The sequence below is a fragment of the Paraburkholderia sediminicola genome, from assembly GCF_046027355.1.
Lineage (GTDB): Bacteria > Pseudomonadota > Gammaproteobacteria > Burkholderiales > Burkholderiaceae > Paraburkholderia > Paraburkholderia sediminicola_B.
Window position 1 is genome coordinate 434,360 of the sequence record NZ_JAQQEK010000002.1, and the last position, 19,016, is coordinate 453,375.

Below are 19,016 nucleotides of genomic sequence, written 5' to 3' on the forward strand. Positions count from 1 at the left end.
CTGTGCAGGTCGCTTTCGATTCTGGCTGTAACCAAGGGAGCAAATAATGATTCAAAGTTTTGAGCAAACCATTGGCGGCAAGGCCACGCAGTTGTGCGCGAGTCTTGGTGAAGGGCCCACGCCGCATCGGGTGATTATCAGTCTGGCTGATTCGGCGAAGACGCTGGTCGTTCTGGATGCGTCCGGGTTCATCAGTACGATCAAGGCCGAGATCGAGGAGCCGGAAAAGCTGATCGCCGACGCCATCGCCAAAGCGCAAAACGAAGGGCTGATCGAGCGCGCAATCGACACTGGCACGATCCAGGAAGCGTCGCTATAAGCCAGGCAGTACAGGGTTGTAGCGCGCTACCGCCGGATTACCGGTAACGACCCCCGCCATGCGCAGGCATCGCGGGGTCGTTTTTTGTGCGCACGATATCGAGAGCCGCCACCCTCAGTGCGATTCGCCGACCCGTTCGCGACAAGGATGGCGACGCGCGGAGTCGGACGACTGCGGCTGCGGATGCACGAAGCAACTCAGCACGCCGCCGATCGCCAGCAAGCCGACCGAGACGGCAGTCGACGCCCGCATGCCCGAGACGATCTGCGTGGCGGCCGCGCCGCTCGCCAACGCGCCGAAGGCCGCCACGCCGACCGCGCCCCCTGCCTGCCGCGCCGTATTCAACACGGCGGAGGCCGTACCGGCGCGTGCCGCGTCCGTCGAGGCGAGCACGGCGGTGGTCATCGCCGGGACCGCGAGGCCCATGCCGGACGGAATCAGCAGGAACGGCAGCAGCAGGCCGACGAGCGGTGTGCCGGCGTCGACGAAATGCAGCAGGCCATAGCCGAGCCCTGCCGTGATCGCGCCCGCGATCATCGGCACCCGCACGCCGAAGCGGCCGACCACCCAGCCGCTCGCCACATTCGACAGCAGAAAGCCGCCCGTCAACGGCAGGAACGCAAGGCCCGCCTGCAACGGCGTATAGCCGCGCACGCGCTGCAAATACAGGCTCAGCACGAACACCATGCCGTAATAGGTGAGATTCACGCAGATGCCGAACAGCACCGCCACGCTGAAGGAGCGCTTGCTGAAGAGCGAGAGCGGCAGCATCGGCGCCGCGACGCGCGATTCGACCACGATAAAGGCGCCTGCTGCGATCAGCGCAAGCACGAAGCCGCCGGCCACGAGCGGGTGACCGAGCCCCAGCGGCCGCCATTCGATCACGGCGGCGACAAACGCGGTCAGCGCGACGATGGCAAGACACTGGCCACTCAGGTCGATGCCGCGCGGCTTCGTGTCGGGAGCGCCGGCTGCCGCCGATTGCGGGCTTTGACGCGTCGTGGCCTCGGGCCGTGGCACCCATAGCAAGGTCGCCAGAAAGCCGGCCGCGCAAATCGGCAGATTGACGAGAAAGATGCTGCGCCAGCCGAACGCCGCGATCAGCAGGCCGCCGGCCACCGGTCCCGCCGCGATCGCAATCGCGCCCGCCGCGGTCCACAGCCCGACCGCGCGAGCACGCAGTTTGGGATCGTGTCCGTACGACTGATTGAGCAGTGCCAGCGAGTTCGGCAGCATGGCGGCGGCGCCGACGCCTTGCAGTGCGCGCGCGGCGACCAGCATGGTCGCGTCGAGCGCGAGGCCGCAGGCGAGCGATGCAAGCGCGAACAGCACGATGCCGGCTGCGTACAGGCGCCGCGCGCCGAAGCGGTCGCCGAGCGCGCCGGCGGACAGCATCAGCACGGCGAACGCGAGCGTGTAAGCATCGACGACCCATTGCAGGCCCGCGACATTCGCATGCAGATCCGCGCCGATTCTCGGCAGCGCGATGTTGACGATGGTCACGTCGAGTTGCGTGACGACGAAGCCGACACTGACCGTCGCGAGAACACGGCCGAGTGCGGATGAGTGTGGGGAATTTGAGGAGTTCATGCGATACATCGTAGGCCCGATGCAGCGCACCATGTTTCGGAGCGGCGTGAAGTGTCGATGTCACGCGCAAGCGCGGGGCGCGTCGAGCCCGATGATGCAAAAAAAACGGCGCACCGTTTGCGCACGCCGTCTTTGTAAAGCAGAAGCAGCCGATTTAACGCTTGTGCGGCGCGTCCTTGATGAACAGCGTGGTCAATGCCCCGAGAATGCATATCGCACCGACATACATCGGCGCGGCCATCGGATTGGACTTCATCATCAGCGACACGGCGATCGGCGTGAGGCCGCCGAACACAGCGTACGCGACGTTGTACGAGAACGAAATACCCGAGAAGCGCACCACCGGCGGGAATGCCTTGACCATCACGAACGGAATCGCGCCGATCACGCCGACGAACAGGCCCGCCACCGCGTACAGCGGCACCAGCGCCGAGGTGTCAGCGGCGAGTTGCTGGAACATCACGTAGTACGTCACCGCCAGCGCCAGGCCGCCGATGAAAATCGTGCGCCCCGCGCCGATGCGGCCGGCAATCGAGCCCGCCATCACGCAACCTATCGTCAGGCACAGCGTCGCCACGCAGTTCGCCAGCAGCGCGGTGGCCGGCGCGATGTGGAACTGCTTTTGCAGCAGCGTGGGCGTCATCAGGATCACCACGACGATCGCGGCCGAGAGCATCCACGTGAGCAGCATCGAGACGATCACGGCGCGGCCGTGGTCGCGCAGCACGGCCTTGAGCGGCACTTCGGCGGCAATCGCCTTGCGCTGCTTGAGTTCGGCGAACACCGGCGTCTCATGCAGCCAGCGGCGCAGGTAGACCGAGAACATGCCGAACACGCCGCCCACCAGGAACGGAATGCGCCACGCGTACGCGGAGATTTCCGACGGCGCGAAGTTGCGGTTCACCGCCGAGGCGATCAGCGAGCCGAGCAGGATGCCCGCCGTGAGGCCGGCCGTCAGCGTGCCGCATGCATAACCGATGTGCCGCTGCGGCACGTGCTCTGAGACGAACACCCAGGCGCCCGGCACTTCACCGCCGACCGCCGCGCCTTGCATCACGCGGAACAGCAGCAGCAGGACCGGCGCCAGCACGCCGATGCTGGTGTAGGTGGGCAGCAGGCCCATCATCAGCGTCGGCACCGACATGAGCAGCACGCTCAGCGTGAACATGCGCTTGCGGCCGAACAGGTCGCCGAAATGCGCCATGATAATGCCGCCGAGCGGCCGTGCCAGATAGCCCGCGGCGAAGATGCCGAAGGTTTGCACCTGACGCAGCCAGTCCGGCATCGCCGCCGGGAAGAATAGCTGGCCGATCGCCGGCGCGAAAAACACGAAGATGATGAAGTCGTAGAACTCCAGCGCCCCGCCGAGGGCGGCGAGTCCGAGCGTCTTGTAATCGCTGCGCCCAAGAGGGCGTGGGGTGACAGCCTGCGCTCCACCCAGATTTGTCGCTTGCATTGCTTGTGTCTTGTCTTGAATTGGGAGCCACACGTAGCGCGTGGAAATACGGCGGTCGTCGGGCGAGAAGTGTGGCAGGCGCTGGGTAGAGCACGGGACACCGGCGCGCCGGTCCGGGTAAGGCAAGCGCGATGACGATTGAGGCCAGGCGGGGATTTTACAGGATGAAAGCCGAACGCTTCGGGAAGTGCTTAATTAGATTGGGGAAAGTTCCCCGAACGGTGCGTCTTTCAGTAGCAATAGGACTACGTCTTGGGAAATGTCGCAATCGCTTGTGGGAATGTGATGCAGTGCTGTCGGGACAGATTGATTCATATGTAAATTAGGATTGCTCCTATGGGATGGAATGGGCCCGCCTCTGAGAATCGCGTCCGAGCTATCAGTTAAGAGTCATCCCATGCGTATTGCCATTCTTCAACGTGACCTGGTCATGCGTCAGTCGATCGAAAAGGTCCTGACGGCCACCGGTCATTCCTGCACGACCTTTGACGACGGCCTGAGCATGTCGAGAACGCTCGCGCGTTCCACCGTGGACCTGCTGGTGCTCGACTGGCAGGGCCTGCGTCTCTCCGGCGCCGAGGTTTTGCGGGCGGCGCGCGCGGTGGGCGGCGATCGTCTGCCGGTCATCTTCGCCTCGGTGGACACGGCGGAGGAAAACATCGTGCGCGCGTTCGTCGCCGGAGCGGACGACTATGTCGCGTTGCCGTTGCGCGCAGCCGAGTTTCGCGAGCGGGTCGCGGCGCTGCTGCGGCGGGCGTATCCGGACCGGTTCAGCTCCGCGAGTTTCAATGTCGGTCCGTACCACTTCGACACGCACCGCCAACTCGTCATGCTGCGCGGCCAGCCGGTCCAGCTATCCGGCACCCAGTACCGGCTGGCGTCGCTGTTCTTCTCCAACATTGGCCGCGTGCTCTCGCGTGATCACATCTTCGCCATGGTGTGGGGCCGCGAGTTCCGCGAATTCACCCGCACGATCGACAGTCACGTTTCGCGGCTGCGCCTCCTGCTCGAGATCGAGCCGCAAAACGAATTCCGGCTGCAACCGGTTTATAAAAGCGGCTACCGGCTGCTGCATCTGCGTCAGGGCGAAGCCGCCGATATCGATGCGGATATCGGTGTCGTGAGGCAAGCGGCCTGACGCCACCCAGCCGCGTCAGATCAAATCTGCGGCAGCGCGGGGCGTGTTTCGAGCGCCTTGCGAATCAACGCTTCGACCGCCTTGCGTTCGTCACCGGCCAGCGGCAGACGGGGCGGGCGCACCGGCTCGGTGCCCAGTCCGACGATCGCTTCGGCGAGCTTGATGTTCTGTACCAGCTTCGCCGATACGTCGAGCGCGAGCAGCGGTGCAAACCAGCGGTAGATCGCCCGCGCTTCCTCGAGGCGTCCGGCCTTCAGCAGCTTGTAGATCACCACCGTCTCGCGCGGAAACGCGCACACGAGACCGGCCACCCAGCCATGCGCGCCCATCAGGATCGCCTCCATCGCGAGATTGTCGACGCCGCAGAGAATCGCGAAACGGTCGCCGACCGCATTGATCAGATCGGTCACGCGCCGCACATCGCCGCATGATTCCTTGATCGCGACGATCTTCTCCTCGTCGGCGATTTCCGCGAACATCTCGGGCGTCATGTCGACGCCGTAGGCAAGCGGATTGTTGTAGATCATCAGCGGCAGCGCGCTCGCGTCAGCGACGCTGCGGAAATGGTGCAGCGTCTCGCGGCGGTCCGACAGATAGCGCAGCCCCGGCAGCACCATGTAACCGGCCGCGCCATGACGGCTGCCCGCTTCGGCCTGACGGCAGGCGTCGAGCGTGCTGTTTTCGGCGATCGTCAACAGGACCGGCACGCGGCCGCGCGAGGCCTCGACGGCGATGTCGAGTACTTGCAGCTTTTCATCCAGCGAAAGCGTCGACGCTTCGCCCAGCGATCCGCACACGATGATGCCGTCCACACCCGCTTCGATCTGCGCCTCGATATTCTTGCCGGTCCATGCACGGTCTATGCTGAAATCCGCGTTGAATTTGGTGGTGACTGCGGGCAATACGCCTTCCCAGATATGCGCCACGACTGCTCTCCTGAGTGTGATGTGTTCAAGCGCAGTGTAAGCAGGGAAAATCCTGCCGTCTTGCGTGAATCGCGCGTGGCGAATGACGATTTCAGCACAGCCGCTTTGCCTGTAGCGTCGCAGGATCAAGGCGGCTGGCTTAATTCGGGATGGAAGGCGGGGCGCGTCGAGAGCGCGTGACTGGCATGATGCTGTGTGCTCCGAGCCACGCCCGTTGTGCGTCCCGCACGCGTGCTCGGGCCGCGGTGTGCGTGAGCGAGCAAAGTCGCCGCAGCGTCGCGTAGTTATGCCGAAATCGTCACAATCCACGCGCAAGCACACCAAGACTCGACCGGCCGCGCTTTCTACCATGAGCATCATGAAAACCTTGGACATCATCGACTCGCACACCGGCGGTGAACCGACCCGCCTCGTGGTGTCGGGCGGCCCGGATCTGGGCGGCGGCACGTTAGCGCAACGGCTCGACGTGTTCCGCACGCAGTTCGACGACTGGCGCGCGGGCATCATCACCGAACCGCGCGGCTCGGACGTGGTGGTGGGCGCGCTGCTCTGCGAGCCGGACGACCCTACGTGCGCGGCCGGCGTGATCTTTTTCAACAACGTCGGCTATCTCGGCATGTGCGGGCACGGCACGATCGGTCTCGTCGTCTCGCTGGCGCACCTGGGACGGATCGGGCCGGGGCGTCATCGGATCGAGACGCCGGTCGGCATCGTCGAAGCGACGCTCAATGAGGACGGCAGCGTTGCCGTGCGCAACGTGCCGGCGTATCGCTATCGCGAGTCCGTGCAAGTGGACGTGCCGGGTCACGGCGTGTTGACCGGCGATATCGGCTGGGGCGGCAACTGGTTCTTTCTCGTCGCCGACCACGGGCGCGCGCTGGAGGCGTCGCGCATTGGCGAATTGACGGCGTTCAGCGGGGCGATTCGCGACGCGCTGATCGCGCAGCGCGTCACCGGCGCGGAAGGTGCGTTGATCGACCACATCGAACTTTTCGGACCTGGTTCGCGCGACGGTATCGACAGCCGCAGCTTCGTGCTCTGTCCCGGCAGCGCGTACGACCGCTCGCCATGCGGCACCGGCACGAGTGCCAAAGTGGCCTGCCTCGCCGCCGACGGCAAACTGGCCGAAGGCGCGGTGTGGCGGCAGGAGAGCATCATCGGCAGCGTGTTCGAGGCGAGCTATCGCCATGCCGGCGATGGCGTTCACGTGATTCCCACCATCACCGGTCACGCGTACGTCACGGCAGAGGCGCGCCTGTGCTTCGACGAGCGCGATCCCTTCGCCTGGGGCATCCGCACGGCATGACCGCGGACGCGCTGATCGTCGGGGCAGGCATTGTCGGCGCGGCCTGCGCGTCGGAACTGGCGGCGCTTGGCATGCGGGTCGAGGTGCTCGACGCGCAGGGCATCGGTGGCGGCGCGACGGCGGCGGGCATGGGCCACATCGTCGTGATGAACGACTCGCCGGCGGAATTCGCGTTGAGCCGCTATTCACGAGACTTGTGGCTGGAACTCGCGCCGCAACTGCGTCCGCGCGATGCGTTCGCGCGCTGCGGCACGCTCTGGGTCGCCGCCGACGAAGAAGAGTGGCAGGCCGCCCGCGCGATGCATGCCGCGTTCGAGGCTCAGGACATTGCCGCGCAATTGCTCGATGCGCCCGCTTTGCGGGCTTGCGAGCCGGCGCTGGCGGCGTCGCTGGCGGGCGGTTTGCGGATCGAGCACGACAGCATCGTGTATGCGCCGACCGTCGCCGAGTGGCTGCTGACGCGATCGCCGGGCGCTGCGAAGATCCGCGTGCGACTGGCTGCGGTGGTGGCATCGGTCAGCGCGGGCGGCGTTACGCTTGCGGACGGCGAGCGAGTTGGCGCTGCGCACGTCATCGTGGCCAATGGTCTGGGTGCGCAGCAATTGGTGCCGTCGCTGCCAGTGCAGCCGAAGAAAGGCCACCTGCTGATCACGGACCGCTATCCCGGACTGATCCGGCATCAACTGCTCGAACTCGGCTACATCAAGAGCGCGCATCACGCGGTCGGCACCTCGGTGGCGTTCAATGCGCAGCCGCGGCCCACGGGACAATTGCTGATCGGCTCGTCGCGCCAGTTCGACACCACGGATCCCGCCGTCGAGATGCCCGTGCTCGCGCAGATGCTGCAGCGCGCCGCACGCTATCTGCCGGTGCTGCCGACGCTCAATGGCATTCGCGCGTGGACCGGGTTTCGCGCGGCCTCGCCGGACGGCCTGCCGCTGATCGGTCCGGCCGGCGAATTCGCGCCCGGCGTGTGGCTCGCCACCGGTCACGAGGGTTTGGGCGTGACGACCTCGCTCGCCACCGCGAAGTTGCTTGCCGCGCAGATCGTAGGGATCGCCGCGCCGATTCCTGTCGAGCCTTATTTGCCTGTTCGTTTTGTTGAGAAGGTGATTCATGAGTAGCGCGAGGGCCACGGTACGCGTGAGCTTGACGATCGACGGCCAGAGTATCGACGTCGAGGCCGGCACGACCGTGGCCGCGGCGCTCATGTTAGCGGGCGTCCGCAGCACGCGTCTATCGGTGAACGGCCAGCCTCGCGCCGCGCTGTGCGGCATGGGCGTGTGCCAGGAGTGTCGCGTGACGATCGACGGCCGGGCACATGCGCTGGCGTGTCAGACTCTGTGCCGCGAAGGCCAGATCGTTCGTACCCAGGACGGGGTGGGCACGCGATGAAACACCACTTCGACATTGTCATCTTCGGCGCCAACTTGGGCGAGTTGAGCGAAGCGGCGGGCACGCGATGAGACAGCACTTCGACATTGTCATCGTCGGCGCCGGTCCCGCCGGTTTGAACGCCGCGCACGCCGCTGCGCGCGCGGGCGCTACGGTTGCGCTCCTCGACGACAATCCACGCGCGGGCGGCCAGATCTGGCGTCAAGGTCCGGGCCACGCGCCGCAGGCGCCGCTGCACAACCTCCTCACTGCGATCAGCGGGCAAAGCACCATCGCGCACTGGCCGTCGACTCGCGTGATCGCGCCGCTGGGTCCACGCGGCTTGCTGCTCGAATCGGCGGAGCGCGGCGGCGCGTGTGTCACCTATGAGCGCCTGATTCTCGCCACCGGCGCACGTGAACGGCTTCTGCCGTTCGCCGGCTGGACCTTGCCCGGCGTGACCGGCGCCGGCGCGCTGCAGGCGCTCATCAAAGGCGGCATGCCGGTGCGTGACGAGCGGATCGTGATTGCCGGCAGCGGGCCTTTGCTGATCGCGGCGCTCGCGACTGCGCGTGCGGCGGGGGCACGGGTGGTGGCGGTGGCGGAGCAAGCTTCGGCGTTCGACGTCGCGCGTTTCGGCATTTCGCTGCTGGCCGCGCCCGCCAAGTTGCGGCAAGCGGTCGGCATGACGCGCGGGTTCGCGGGCCTGCATTACTGGACCGGCAGTATCGTCGAAGAAGCGCAGGGCGACGGCCGCGTCGAGCGTGTCACCATCCGGCGCGGCCGCGACAGCAAGCGCGTCACGCTTGACTGCGACCGCGTCGCCTGTGGCTATGGACTCGTGCCGAACATCACGCTGGCTCAGGCGCTCGGTTGCGCGATCAGTGAAGCGGGCGAGATCGTCGTCGACGACGAGCAGCGTACGTCTGTCGAGGGCGTGTTGGCGGCGGGCGAGTGCACGGGCGTCGGCGGCGCGGAACTGGCCGGCGTGGAGGGCGAGATCGCCGGCCTCACTGCAAGTGGCGCTGCCGAAGGCCGTGCCGCCCTCGACGCGCAACGCGCGCGATGGCGCCGGTTCGGCCGCCGCGCCGAAACCGCCTTCGCCCTGCGGGACGCCGCGCGCACACCACCCGCCGATGCCACGCTGCTCTGCCGCTGCGAGGACGTGAGCATCGGCGAGGTGCGCGCCTTCGCCGACTGGCGCGAGGCCAAGCTGCACACCCGCTGCGGCATGGGCGCCTGCCAGGGACGAATCTGCGGCACGGCGGCGAACCTGTACTTCGGTTGGCCGTCCGGCGCGCCGCGTCCGCCCTTCAGTCCGGCGCAAATCGGCACGTTGATGGCGGCGATCGCGGAACCGCCTCAGCTTGAATGACCCGTTCGCCGACACGCCAGCGGATATTGTCGGCGGCGGCGCGGCCCTATAATCGACCGCACATGCGAGACACCTGGCACGAGGCCACAAGTCCCGAGCGTCGGTCGTCAGGCGGCAAGCGTCAAGCGGCAACAAAGCAACCGGCAACGATGCAACCGGCAACAAAGCAACCGTAAGCACCCAACGCCGCAAAACCGAACACTCGCCCGACTGCCCCCATCAACGCACGGACCAACGGAACCCGCACGATGAACACGCTGGCTCATCCGCTCGAACCGGACGACGCAACGCTGTCCGGCATGCTGTCGCACTTCAGGCTGCTCGAGCCGGTGTTCGACGCGATGCCGGACGTCGTGTTCTTCGTCAAGGACGCTGAGGCACGCTACGCGCTGGTCAACCGCACGCTCGCGTCACGCTGCGGCTTCAAGGAAAAGTCCGCGCTGCTCGGCCGGACCGCCGAGGACGTGTTCCCGCGCCGCTTCGGACGCATCTACACGGCGCAGGACAAGGCGATCATCAACGTCGGCAATCAGATGATCGATCAACTCGAACTGCATCTGTATCCCGGGCGCCAGCCGGGCTGGTGTCTGACCTGCAAGCAGCCGCTGCGCGATCCCGCCGGCAAGGTGGTCGGCCTCGCCGGCATTTCCCGCGATCTGAAAGCGGACGAAAGCAGCCATCCGGCCTACAGCCGGCTCGCCGCGGTCGTGCAGTCCATCCAGGAAAATTACGTTCAGCCGTTGAATCTGAAGCAGCTCGCGGCAATGGCGGATATGTCGGTCGCGCAACTGGAGCGCTACTTTCACAAAGTGTTTCATCTGACGCCGCGTCAGGTGCTGCTGAAAACCCGGCTGGACGCCGCCACGGCGCTGCTGGTTTCGCACGACAAGGTCACCGACGTCGCCGCGTTGTGCGGCTACACCGACCACAGCGCGTTCACGCGGCAGTTCAAGGCGACCGTCGGCATCACGCCGACCGAATACCGCATGCTGCTGCACGGCACTTCGCGGAGCTGAAACGCTGCACATGGCTCGTCGCAAGCATCATTACTACGTCTACGTCGTCGCGCTGGACGACAAGGTCTGGAACGAGGCGCGCTTTCGCCGCGCGAATCCGGACTACCGGTTCGACAAGCCTTGCGTGTATGTGGGAATGACGGGACTGGACCCGGATCTGCGCTTCGACCGGCATAAGGCCGGCATTCAGGCCAATCGCTATGTGCGCGATTACGGCTTGCGCCTCGTGCCCGAACTGTATGAGGTGTTCAATCCCATGCCTTACCGCGGCGCACAGGACATGGAAGTGGAATTGGCGATTGGACTGCGTGAAGCGGGGTACGGCGTGTGGCAGGCATGAGCCGTGTGTGGCGGCCGTGGTGTTCGTCAGTCGCTCTGGCCGGCGTTTGGCTGGACTAAAGGGCCTGAGCCCCGGCTGGACGCGCGCGCCTTCGAACGCAGCTGGAGCAGCGCGCGTTACTTCACACCGAGGCCACGCAGCACGGCGTTACCTTCAGGCGTCAAACGGATATGTGAAGCGCCGGCGTCGCCGGAAATCGTTTCGATCAGACCGGCCTCGTGAAGCTGCGGAATCTCAGGTTTCGCGGATGCGTCGATCGGCGCGTGCAGCAACAGCAGCAGCGTCGCCAGTTCGTGGTGGCTCAGCAGGCGGCGCAGGATGGTGGGCCGCTTGGCCGGCGCCGGTGCGTCGTTCGTGTTGTGATCGGGCTGGTTCATGGTTCGCACCTTGTGCGGGATAGTGTCGGGTGGATGATGCGGACGAAGTCTTAAACGATTCTTAAGACACCATTGTCCTGTAACACCGTGACACGAAGATTGCACCGGACCCTGTTACCGATTGTCACACTTATGCCCGCAAAACCCCTACGGGGCGCAGGTTTTGCCCGCCGACTCGATCCACAGGTTGCTGACGTGGCGCTTGCCCGCATAGAAACGGTAAGTCGTGGCACCGTTGTCGCTTCGCACCTTGACGATATTCGAATCGCCGAAGTCGAGCATCTGGCCTTGCGGGATCGCCGTGGATTTGAACGCGGCGTCGTGGCTGGTGGCCAATTGCGTGAGGCACGAGACCACGTCGTTGACGGAGCGCTGCGTGGTGGTATCCGTGACGGGCTCGCCGGCATCCGGATTCTTCTGGAAATACGCACAAGCGCTGAGGAGCAGGGGAACTGACAGGACTACGGCAAACTTCTTCATATCTCTCCTGGCGTTACATTCGGCAGACAACGGCACGTGCGACGCCCGCACGTGGCACAGCCGCGCGGCATTGGCCGCGAAAGCAAGCGCCATTATATCGGTGCGGCGCGGCTACCCCCGCCGATGCCGCACACGCCGTGCCCGCCTGGCCCGGATGGCCGGCGTGAATTTGCCTGCGTGACCCGCTGACGGCCTATTTGCGCCGCTGAGCCTGCGCGGCGAGCCGCACGGCGGCATTGGCCGCGCCATAGCCGTCGTAGCCGCCGCGCCGCTCGACGATCTCCATGAAGAAGCGCTGGTCGAGCTGTTCCGTGTAAGTGTGGAAAAACTCGCCGCCGCGCTCGTCGCGGTCGTACAGGATGTTATTGGCGCGCAGCGCCTCGAGCGTCTCGTCCGGCAACGCGTAGCGGGCGGCCAGATCCTCGTAGTAATTGCGCGGGATGCGCAGCACCGGCAAGCCGTCGGCGACGAACTCGGGAATCGCGCTGAATATGTCGCTGGTGCTGAAGGCGACGTGGTTCAGCCCCGACCCGTGATAGGTGTGCAGCGCCTCGGCCACCGCCGTGTGATGGTCCACGGAGGCGTTCAGCACGATACGCACCGACCCGTCACCGCTGCGCAGCGCCCGGCTGCGCACGAGTCCATACGGATCGGGCACCAGCACGCCGGGCTCGGCCTGAAACCCCAAAGCGGTTCTCAGAAACAGCACCCACGTATCCAGCGAATTCGCCGGCACCGACAGGCACACATGGTCGATGCGGCTGAGCGGCCCCACTTCGCTCGGACCGTTGATGTCGGTAAGGACGAAATCGGCCTCGAACAAGGTGGGCTGATCCGGCGTTTCGTCGACGAAATAGTTCAGGCTGCTGTCCGGCGCCTGCACGGCGGGCAGCACGCGCTCGTTCGGGCCGATTTGCCCGGAAAACGGCGCGTAGCCGAAGCCGGCGGCGCGCTCGAACGCCTGATTGGCGTCGTCCACGCGAAACGCCGACGCGCACAGCGACAAGCCATGCTGCTGGAAGAACGCATTGGCGAACGAATCCGGCTCGGCGTTCAGCACGATCGAGGCCGCGCCGTGCTGATACAGCGTGACTTCTTTCGAACGATGCCGGCCCGCCTCGCGAAAGCGCAGTTTGCCAAGCCAGTCGACGAGTTGGGCGCGCGTGGTGTGGTCGACCGCGAACTCGAGAAACTGATAGCCGACGTGCGCGGGCGCCGCGGGCGAGCGATACAGGTCGCCGACCGGCTGCTGCGTGCTTTCGAGCAGCGCGCGGGTCTGTTCCTCGAGGAACAGCAGCGAGCGATGACCGTCCGCGGCCGTGATGGTGGTGGGGGCGGCGCGAAAGCCGTCGTTGAAAATTTCCAGCGAAAGCGGGCCGCTGTAGCCCGTTTTCACGACTTGCGCGGTGAAATTGGCCAGATCGAAATCGCCTTGGCCCGGGAAGCAGCGGTAGTGGCGGCTCCATTCGAGCACGTCCATGGCGAGCTTCGGCGCGTCGGCGATCTGCACGAAGGCGATGCGATCGCCCGGAATGTCGGCGATCGCGTCCACCGTGTCGTCGAGCGACAGCGTGTGAAAGCTGTCGAGCACGAGCCCAAGGTTGGGATGATTCACGGCGTTCACGAGCTTCCACGCGTGCCGGTAGGTCTTGACGTGCTTGCCCCACGCGAGCGCCTCATAGCCGGCGATCACGCCCGCCGCCTCCGCCGCGCGGGCCAGCGCGCCGAGCTGGTCGGTCATCAGCGAATCGTCGCCGATGGTGTCCGGCGAAACGTTGCTGCACACCAGAATCCGGTCCGTGCCCAGTTCATGCATGACGTCGAACTTACGCCTGGCGCGGTCGAGATTGCGCTCGAGACGCTCCGGGCTGACACCGTCGAAATCGCGGAACGGCTGAAACAGCATGATTTTCAGCCCGAGATCTTCGGCGATGCGCCGCACGTCGGCGGGCGAGCCGTCGAAATACAGCAAATCGTTCTCGAAGATCTCGACGCCTTCGAAGCCCGCCGCCTGGATCGCGGTCAGCTTCTCGACGAGGGTTCCGCTGATCGACACGGTGGCAATCGAACGTTGCATGAACGGCTCCTGCAAAAACAATCAAACGGCTGTTGAATAGGGCGCGCAACGGCCTGGCGCGCGACACTCGCAGATCCCGCTGGCTGACATGCTGCAATGCGGAAAATGGACCAGTTCGTTACACGCATCAGCAAGAGGCGGGCCACAATCGCCCACTCTAACCGAAGTCCTCGACAGTTTATACAAACTAACTAGATGGTACAAATTCGTAGAAACCCCGAATGACGGCGACGCTCAATGCGCGCACACTTCGCTCACGTTGCAAAACCACGGCGATTGCCGTGGCTGGCTTGTTGCCTTACTTAGCAGGAGTGGTTGTCATGAGTTTTGCGTCAGTACTGGTCCTCAATGGACCGAACCTCAATCTGCTCGGCACGCGCGAGCCGACCATCTACGGCTCGGAAACGCTCGACGACGTCGCGAAACTTTGTCGCGATGCGGGAGAGCGCCTGAATCTCGCGGTCGACTTCTGCCAGTCGAACGCCGAACATCAACTGATCGACTGGCTGCACGCGGCGCGAACCAAGGTCGACGGCATCGTGATCAATCCGGCGGCTTACACGCATACGTCGGTGGCCATCGCCGACGCGCTCACGGCAATCGAAAAGCCGGTCATCGAAGTGCATATTTCAAACGTGCATCGCCGCGAGGCGTTCCGGCATCACTCGTACGTGTCGGCCGTGGCGGACGGGATCATCATCGGTTGCGGCACGCAAGGCTATGTACTGGCTTTGGAGCGGATGGCGACCATTCTTAAGAATAGGGCGGCGAAATGAACGTACAAGCGAACGTACAAACGAACTCACAGGCGACACCTCATTCCTATCTGGTCGGGCTGATCGGTTCGGGGATCGGCGGATCGTTGACGCCCGCGATGCATGAGGAAGAGGGCAGCAAGCTCGGTCTGCACTATGTGTACCGGCGTATCGATCTGGAAGCGCTGAAACTCGACGTCGCCGCGCTGCCTGATCTGCTCATGGCCGCCGAACGCATGGGCTTCAACGGTCTGAACATCACGTACCCGTGCAAGCAGGCCGTGATTCCGCTGCTCGACGAACTGTCCGACGACGCGCGCGCACTCGGCGCGGTCAACACAGTGCTGTTCAAGGACGGCAAACGCATCGGCCACAACACGGACTGGTCCGGTTTCGCGCGTGCGTTTCAGCGCGGCTTGCCGGACGTGTCGCTGGAGCGCGTCGTACAACTCGGCGCGGGCGGCGCCGGCGCGGCAGTCGCGCACGCCGCGCTGAACATGGGCGCGAAATCGCTCACGCTATTCGATGTGGACGCCACGCGCGCGGCGTCGCTTGCAGAGGAATTGCAGAAGCGTTTCCCGGCCGCCACCGTCAGCGCCGGCAGCTCGCTCGGCGAATCGCTCGCCGCCGCCAATGGCCTGATTCACGCGACGCCCACCGGCATGGCGAAATTGCCCGGCTTGCCGTTGCCGGTCGAATTGCTGCACCGCGATCTGTGGGTCGCGGACATTGTCTATTTCCCGATCCGCACCGCGCTTTTGCAGGCGGCTGAAGCGATCGGCTGCCGCACGCTGAGCGGTGGCGGCATGGCGGTGTATCAGGCGGTCGACGCCATGCGCATCTTCACCGGTCTCGAACCGGACGCTGAACGCGTGTACACCCATTTTCAGTCGTTGTTGCAACGCTAACCGGTAGCGCGCCAACCGGTAACAACCAGATCGAGGAGACGCACACCCCATGCAGCAACCGATTCAATCCAGTCCCGTCGACGCCGTCACGCCGCAAGGCGTCACGGTGAACACCACGCGCCGCTCGAAAGCCCGCTTTCAGATTCTGGCGCTGCTCGCGGTCGGGACGATGATCAATTATCTCGACCGCACGGTGCTCGGCATCGCGGCGCCGCAGTTGACCAAGGAGCTTGGCATCAACGCCGCGCTGATGGGGCTGCTGTTTTCCGTGTTTTCGTGGAGCTATGTGGCCGCGCAGATTCCCGGCGGCCTGTTTCTCGACCGTTTCGGCAGCAAGGTCACGTATTTCCTGTCGATGACCTTCTGGTCCCTGTGCACGCTCGCGCAAGGGCTGGTGCACGGCATCGGCGCGCTGTTCGCGTTCCGACTCGGCCTCGGCGTCTCGGAAGCGCCGTGCTTTCCGACCAATAGCCGCGTGGTGGCCACGTGGTTCCCGCAGAGCGAACGCGCGATGGCGACCGGCACGTACACGGTCGGCGAATATATCGGCCTCGCTTTTTTCAGCCCATTCCTGTTCATGCTGATGGGTGCGTTCGGCTGGCGTTCGCTGTTCTATGTAGTGGGCGGCGTGGGTCTCGTGTTTGGCGTGATCTGGTGGATGTTCTATCGCGAGCCGCGCGATCATCCGTCGGCGAATCAGGCGGAGCTCGACTATATCGAAGCGGGCGGCGGTCTCACGCATCGCAAGAAGGACGCCGATGCAACGGTCGCTCCGGCGAAGAGCGGCTTTGAATGGCGCACCATCGGACGCCTGCTCAAGCATCGTCAACTGACGGGCATCTGTCTGGGCCAGTTCGCCGGCAACTCGACGCTGGTGTTCTTCCTCACCTGGTTTCCGACGTATCTCGCCACCGAACGCCATATGGCGTGGCTGAAGATCGGCTTCTTCGCGATCATGCCGTTCATCGCCGCATCGATCGGCGTGATGTTCGGCGGCTTCTTTTCCGACTGGCTGCTGCGCCGCGGCAAGTCGCCGAACGTGGCGCGCAAGCTGCCGATCATCGCCGGCCTGCTGCTCGCGTCGACCATCATTCTCGCCAACTATGTCGAGAGCAACGTGCTGGTGATCGCGATTCTGTCGGTGGCGTTTTTCGCGCAGGGCATGGCCGCGCTGGGCTGGACGCTGGTGTCCGACATCGCGCCGGACGGCCTGCTCGGCGTGACCGGCGGCATCTTCAACTTCGCGGCGAACCTGGCCGGCATCGTGACGCCGCTGGCGGTGGGCTTCATCGTCGCGGCAACCGGCTCGTTTGTCGGCGCGCTGGTGTTCATCGGCGCGATTGCGCTGGTCGGCGCGCTGTCGTACATCTTCATCGTCGGCGATATCAAGCGGATCGTGCTGGTGGATTGAGCGTTTCAGCGCTGGACGAAAAAAACGGGACGTGGCGAAAGCCGCGTCCCGTTTTTTACTTGAAACCCGATTGCCTCAATCGTCCTTGCGCACGAACCTCAGCACGGCATCCACAATCATCGCGCGATGCCGCGCGCGCAAACGTGGATGCGACGGATCGCGGCCAAACGCCGTGCCGAAGGTATGGCGATTGCCGACCCGGTGAAAGCACAGCGAACTGATCAGCAGATGCAGATCGATCGGATCGAGGTCGCTGCGGAACTGCCCAGCCGCGATGCCGCGCGCCAGCAGATCCTCAATTGTATGAATCACGGTGACGTTGCGGCCTTTGAAAGTCTTGACCTGCTCGACGTACTTCGCGCCGTGAATATTCTCGATCGTCACGAGCCGCACGAAGTCGCGCTGACGGTCGTGATAGTCAAATGTAAACTCGACTAGCGCGCGCATCCCCTCGATCGGATCGAGTTCGCTGACGTGCAGATCCTGTTCGAGCGCGCGAATGTCTCCATACACCTTTTCCAGCACCGCCTGGTACAACCCTTCCTTGCTGCCGAAGTAGTAGTACAGCATGCGCTTGGTGGTGTTCGTGCGCTCCGCGATCGCGTCGACGCGTGCGCCCGTCAGTCCCATCGCGGAGAACTCCTGGGTCGCGACCTCGAGGATGTTGCGCTTCGTCTGTTCGGGATCGTACTTGCGCCGGGCGTCGGTACGCGGACTGTCGGACGGGATGCCGTTGGTATCAGGCTCGGCAGCCTTGCTTCCCTTTTTCATTGTGTATTCGAGCGGCAGTGACGGCGCATTCTAGCATGGCGAAATTGGCCTCTGGAGCGGGTCTCGGGCATAGGCGGCCACGTATTGGTCGACATCAAACGGCAGGGCGGCGGCGCGCGGCGAGCGCATCGCGTGTCTGCATGGCGGTGTAGGTCAGTTGCGCGGCCGCCAGACCGAGCGCGCCGTAAGCGGGCGTCAGACCGAAGGACGCAAATGCCTCGGGCACCGGACGCTCGCCGGCAATCGCCGCCGCCAGCAGTTCGCCGGACACGGTGGTCGGCGCCATGCCGTGTCCACCGAAGCCGACTGCGTACCAGACGCCATCCGCGCTGCGGCCGATCTGCGGCATCTTGTGCCGCGCGTAGCTCATCAGGCCGCCCCACGCGTACTCGATACGCACGTCGTGCAACTGCGGGTAGACCTTCAGCAGATCGCGCCGCAACAGGCGCGCGATCACCTCGGGTTCGCGGTCGCGTACCGAGATGCGGCCGCCCCAAAGAATGCGCGTGTCGGGCAGCGGCCGGTAGTAGTCGAAGGCGAAGCGGGTGTCGTAGACGGCGGCGCGCGTGTCGATCGCGTCTTTCAGACGCGCGCCGAGCGGTTCGGTCGCCATCACGTAGGTGGCGATCGGCAGCACCGCGCGTTCGACCAGCGGATAGACACGGCGCGCGTAACCGCCGCCCGCCATCACCACGTGTTGCGCGTCGAGCGCGCCGTGCTGCGTGTGCACCACGAAGCCGGCGCCGTCGCGCTGCAGACGCACGACCGGCGAATCCTCGTGGATCTGCACGCCGGCATGCGCCGCGGCGTTAGCCACGCCGAGGACGTACTTCAACGGATGAAAGTGGAACGCGTTGCGCTCGAACAGACCGCCGTGATAACGGCGCGTTTTCAGTTGCGCAGCGAGCTGCTGCGCCGCCACCGGTTCCCATTCGACGCCGAACGAATCGCGCATCAGGCGCCGCTGTGACTCGAGCCGCGCCGGTTCGTCGAACCAGTTGGCGAGGATCACGCCGGCGTCGGTTGCGTCGCAGTCGATGTGATAGCGGGCGATGCGCTTTCTCATCAGATCGACGGCGTCGGTAGTCAGCGTATAGAGTTCGCGGGCGCGCATGGCGCCGAGGGTTTTGAGCAGGTCCGCGCAATCGAGGCTGTAGCCGCCGAACACGAACCCGCCGTTGCGCCCGGACGCGCCGAAACCCACTTGCCGGGCTTCGAGCACGGTGACGTCGGCGACGCCCCGCTCGGCGAGTCCCAACGCCGTGGACAGTCCTGCCAGGCCGCCGCCGATAATGCAGACATTGGCGCTACGCCGGCCAGCCAGCGGCGCATAGGCGGACGAACGGGTGACAGTGGCTTCGTAAAAACTTTGCATACGGCTAGGGTAGCGGCAATCA

General features: G+C 64.9%; 19 protein-coding genes. 11 read left to right on the forward strand and 8 right to left on the reverse strand.

The annotated features are described in order from the left end of the window. Positions 1-46 precede the first annotated feature (46 nt). Entirely contained in the window at positions 47-319 is a 273-nt protein-coding gene (locus PQR42_RS05205) for a hypothetical protein (protein ID WP_408382851.1), read from the forward strand. Positions 320-433: 114 nt separating this feature from the next. On the opposite strand, the gene PQR42_RS05210 is transcribed toward PQR42_RS05205, so the two are convergent. Both PQR42_RS05210 and PQR42_RS05215 read right to left on the reverse strand, forming a co-directional pair. After that, positions 434-1,918 (reverse strand): MFS transporter, encoded by a 1,485-nt coding sequence (locus PQR42_RS05210; RefSeq protein WP_408382853.1) that lies wholly within the window; start codon positions 1,916-1,918, stop codon positions 434-436. A gap of 145 nt (positions 1,919-2,063) precedes the next feature. After that, positions 2,064-3,365, reverse strand: coding sequence for an MFS transporter (locus PQR42_RS05215; RefSeq protein ID WP_408218021.1), 1,302 nt, complete (start codon positions 3,363-3,365; stop codon positions 2,064-2,066). A 397-nt stretch (positions 3,366-3,762) separates the two neighbouring features. Between PQR42_RS05215 and PQR42_RS05220 the strand changes: the two genes are divergently transcribed. Further along, complete coding sequence (locus tag PQR42_RS05220) at positions 3,763-4,503, forward strand: response regulator transcription factor (RefSeq protein ID WP_408493582.1); 741 nt, start codon at positions 3,763-3,765, stop codon at positions 4,501-4,503. A 20-nt stretch (positions 4,504-4,523) separates the two neighbouring features. Here the strand turns inward: PQR42_RS05220 and PQR42_RS05225 are convergent, their stop codons facing one another. Beyond that, a complete protein-coding gene (locus PQR42_RS05225) occupies positions 4,524-5,429 on the reverse strand; it encodes a dihydrodipicolinate synthase family protein (protein ID WP_408218016.1) in 906 nt (301 codons plus the stop codon). 349 nt (positions 5,430-5,778) lie between these two features. On the opposite strand from PQR42_RS05225, the gene PQR42_RS05230 reads away from it, so the two are divergent. From PQR42_RS05230 to PQR42_RS05255, 6 genes are all read left to right on the forward strand, one after another. Beyond that, positions 5,779-6,735, forward strand: a complete 957-nt coding sequence (locus tag PQR42_RS05230) for a 4-hydroxyproline epimerase (RefSeq protein ID WP_408382857.1) — start codon at positions 5,779-5,781, stop codon at positions 6,733-6,735. After that, the gene (locus PQR42_RS05235) at positions 6,732-7,859 is read left to right on the forward strand and encodes an NAD(P)/FAD-dependent oxidoreductase (protein ID WP_408382859.1); all 1,128 of its coding nucleotides are present in this window, start codon (positions 6,732-6,734) and stop codon (positions 7,857-7,859) included. Before PQR42_RS05230 ends, PQR42_RS05235 begins: the two co-directional genes overlap by 4 nt. Continuing rightward, positions 7,852-8,130: a (2Fe-2S)-binding protein gene (locus PQR42_RS05240; protein WP_408382861.1), complete on the forward strand. Its 279-nt coding sequence runs from the start codon at positions 7,852-7,854 to the stop codon at positions 8,128-8,130. The genes PQR42_RS05235 and PQR42_RS05240 overlap by 8 nt, the downstream gene beginning before the upstream one ends. Continuing rightward, positions 8,057-9,484, forward strand: a complete 1,428-nt coding sequence (locus PQR42_RS05245) for an FAD-dependent oxidoreductase (RefSeq protein ID WP_408382863.1) — start codon at positions 8,057-8,059, stop codon at positions 9,482-9,484. The genes PQR42_RS05240 and PQR42_RS05245 overlap by 74 nt, the downstream gene beginning before the upstream one ends. 248 nt (positions 9,485-9,732) lie before the next feature. Beyond that, positions 9,733-10,500: an AraC family transcriptional regulator gene (locus PQR42_RS05250; RefSeq protein WP_116123520.1), complete on the forward strand. Its 768-nt coding sequence runs from the start codon at positions 9,733-9,735 to the stop codon at positions 10,498-10,500. Between the two features lie 10 nt (positions 10,501-10,510). Continuing rightward, the gene (locus PQR42_RS05255; protein WP_007177862.1) at positions 10,511-10,840 is read left to right on the forward strand and encodes a hypothetical protein; all 330 of its coding nucleotides are present in this window, start codon (positions 10,511-10,513) and stop codon (positions 10,838-10,840) included. Positions 10,841-10,956: 116 nt separating this feature from the next. Here PQR42_RS05255 and PQR42_RS05260 read toward each other — a convergent pair whose 3' ends face one another. The 3 genes from PQR42_RS05260 to PQR42_RS05270 form a co-directional block, all read right to left on the reverse strand. Further along, the gene (locus PQR42_RS05260; protein ID WP_132377678.1) at positions 10,957-11,217 is read right to left on the reverse strand and encodes a hypothetical protein; all 261 of its coding nucleotides are present in this window, start codon (positions 11,215-11,217) and stop codon (positions 10,957-10,959) included. A gap of 147 nt (positions 11,218-11,364) precedes the next feature. Continuing rightward, the gene (locus tag PQR42_RS05265; RefSeq protein WP_408217999.1) at positions 11,365-11,697 is read right to left on the reverse strand and encodes a hypothetical protein; all 333 of its coding nucleotides are present in this window, start codon (positions 11,695-11,697) and stop codon (positions 11,365-11,367) included. Positions 11,698-11,890: 193 nt separating this feature from the next. Further along, the gene (locus PQR42_RS05270; RefSeq protein WP_408382866.1) at positions 11,891-13,774 is read right to left on the reverse strand and encodes a bifunctional sugar phosphate isomerase/epimerase/4-hydroxyphenylpyruvate dioxygenase family protein; all 1,884 of its coding nucleotides are present in this window, start codon (positions 13,772-13,774) and stop codon (positions 11,891-11,893) included. 320 nt (positions 13,775-14,094) lie between these two features. Between PQR42_RS05270 and aroQ the strand changes: the two genes are divergently transcribed. The 3 genes from aroQ to PQR42_RS05285 are packed head-to-tail and all read left to right on the forward strand — an operon-like array spanning position 14,095 to position 16,848. Further along, positions 14,095-14,550, forward strand: coding sequence for a type II 3-dehydroquinate dehydratase (gene aroQ / locus PQR42_RS05275; protein WP_408382869.1), 456 nt, complete (start codon positions 14,095-14,097; stop codon positions 14,548-14,550). After that, positions 14,547-15,437 (forward strand): shikimate dehydrogenase, encoded by an 891-nt coding sequence (locus PQR42_RS05280; RefSeq protein WP_408382871.1) that lies wholly within the window; start codon positions 14,547-14,549, stop codon positions 15,435-15,437. The genes aroQ and PQR42_RS05280 overlap by 4 nt, the downstream gene beginning before the upstream one ends. 49 nt (positions 15,438-15,486) lie before the next feature. Further along, entirely contained in the window at positions 15,487-16,848 is a 1,362-nt protein-coding gene (locus PQR42_RS05285; protein WP_408382872.1) for an MFS transporter, read from the forward strand. A 75-nt stretch (positions 16,849-16,923) separates the two neighbouring features. Here PQR42_RS05285 and PQR42_RS05290 read toward each other — a convergent pair whose 3' ends face one another. Together PQR42_RS05290 and PQR42_RS05295 are read right to left on the reverse strand one after the other, a co-directional pair. Continuing rightward, on the reverse strand, positions 16,924-17,619 hold the full coding sequence (locus tag PQR42_RS05290) for a TetR/AcrR family transcriptional regulator (RefSeq protein WP_408217985.1): 696 nt from the start codon (positions 17,617-17,619) through the stop codon (positions 16,924-16,926). A 94-nt stretch (positions 17,620-17,713) separates the two neighbouring features. After that, positions 17,714-18,994, reverse strand: coding sequence for an NAD(P)/FAD-dependent oxidoreductase (locus PQR42_RS05295; RefSeq protein WP_408382874.1), 1,281 nt, complete (start codon positions 18,992-18,994; stop codon positions 17,714-17,716). Between the last annotated feature and the right edge of the window lie 22 nt (positions 18,995-19,016).

Excerpts from the sequence above, each read along its gene's own strand:
- PQR42_RS05205 (WP_408382851.1), top strand. The coding sequence starts at position 47 with ATGATTCAAAGTTTTGAGCAAACCATTGGCGGCAAGGCCACGCAGTTG.
- PQR42_RS05210 (WP_408382853.1), bottom strand. The coding sequence starts at position 1,918 with ATGTATCGCATGAACTCCTCAAATTCCCCACACTCATCCGCACTCGGC.
- PQR42_RS05215 (WP_408218021.1), bottom strand. The coding sequence starts at position 3,365 with ATGCAAGCGACAAATCTGGGTGGAGCGCAGGCTGTCACCCCACGCCCT.
- PQR42_RS05220 (WP_408493582.1), top strand. The coding sequence starts at position 3,763 with ATGCGTATTGCCATTCTTCAACGTGACCTGGTCATGCGTCAGTCGATC.
- PQR42_RS05230 (WP_408382857.1), top strand. The coding sequence starts at position 5,779 with ATGAGCATCATGAAAACCTTGGACATCATCGACTCGCACACCGGCGGT.
- PQR42_RS05235 (WP_408382859.1), top strand. The coding sequence starts at position 6,732 with ATGACCGCGGACGCGCTGATCGTCGGGGCAGGCATTGTCGGCGCGGCC.
- PQR42_RS05240 (WP_408382861.1), top strand. The coding sequence starts at position 7,852 with ATGAGTAGCGCGAGGGCCACGGTACGCGTGAGCTTGACGATCGACGGC.
- PQR42_RS05245 (WP_408382863.1), top strand. The coding sequence starts at position 8,057 with ATGCGCTGGCGTGTCAGACTCTGTGCCGCGAAGGCCAGATCGTTCGTA.
- PQR42_RS05250 (WP_116123520.1), top strand. The coding sequence starts at position 9,733 with ATGAACACGCTGGCTCATCCGCTCGAACCGGACGACGCAACGCTGTCC.
- PQR42_RS05255 (WP_007177862.1), top strand. The coding sequence starts at position 10,511 with ATGGCTCGTCGCAAGCATCATTACTACGTCTACGTCGTCGCGCTGGAC.
- PQR42_RS05260 (WP_132377678.1), bottom strand. The coding sequence starts at position 11,217 with ATGAACCAGCCCGATCACAACACGAACGACGCACCGGCGCCGGCCAAG.
- PQR42_RS05265 (WP_408217999.1), bottom strand. The coding sequence starts at position 11,697 with ATGAAGAAGTTTGCCGTAGTCCTGTCAGTTCCCCTGCTCCTCAGCGCT.
- PQR42_RS05270 (WP_408382866.1), bottom strand. The coding sequence starts at position 13,774 with ATGCAACGTTCGATTGCCACCGTGTCGATCAGCGGAACCCTCGTCGAG.
- aroQ (WP_408382869.1), top strand. The coding sequence starts at position 14,095 with ATGAGTTTTGCGTCAGTACTGGTCCTCAATGGACCGAACCTCAATCTG.
- PQR42_RS05280 (WP_408382871.1), top strand. The coding sequence starts at position 14,547 with ATGAACGTACAAGCGAACGTACAAACGAACTCACAGGCGACACCTCAT.
- PQR42_RS05285 (WP_408382872.1), top strand. The coding sequence starts at position 15,487 with ATGCAGCAACCGATTCAATCCAGTCCCGTCGACGCCGTCACGCCGCAA.
- PQR42_RS05290 (WP_408217985.1), bottom strand. The coding sequence starts at position 17,619 with ATGAAAAAGGGAAGCAAGGCTGCCGAGCCTGATACCAACGGCATCCCG.
- PQR42_RS05295 (WP_408382874.1), bottom strand. The coding sequence starts at position 18,994 with ATGCAAAGTTTTTACGAAGCCACTGTCACCCGTTCGTCCGCCTATGCG.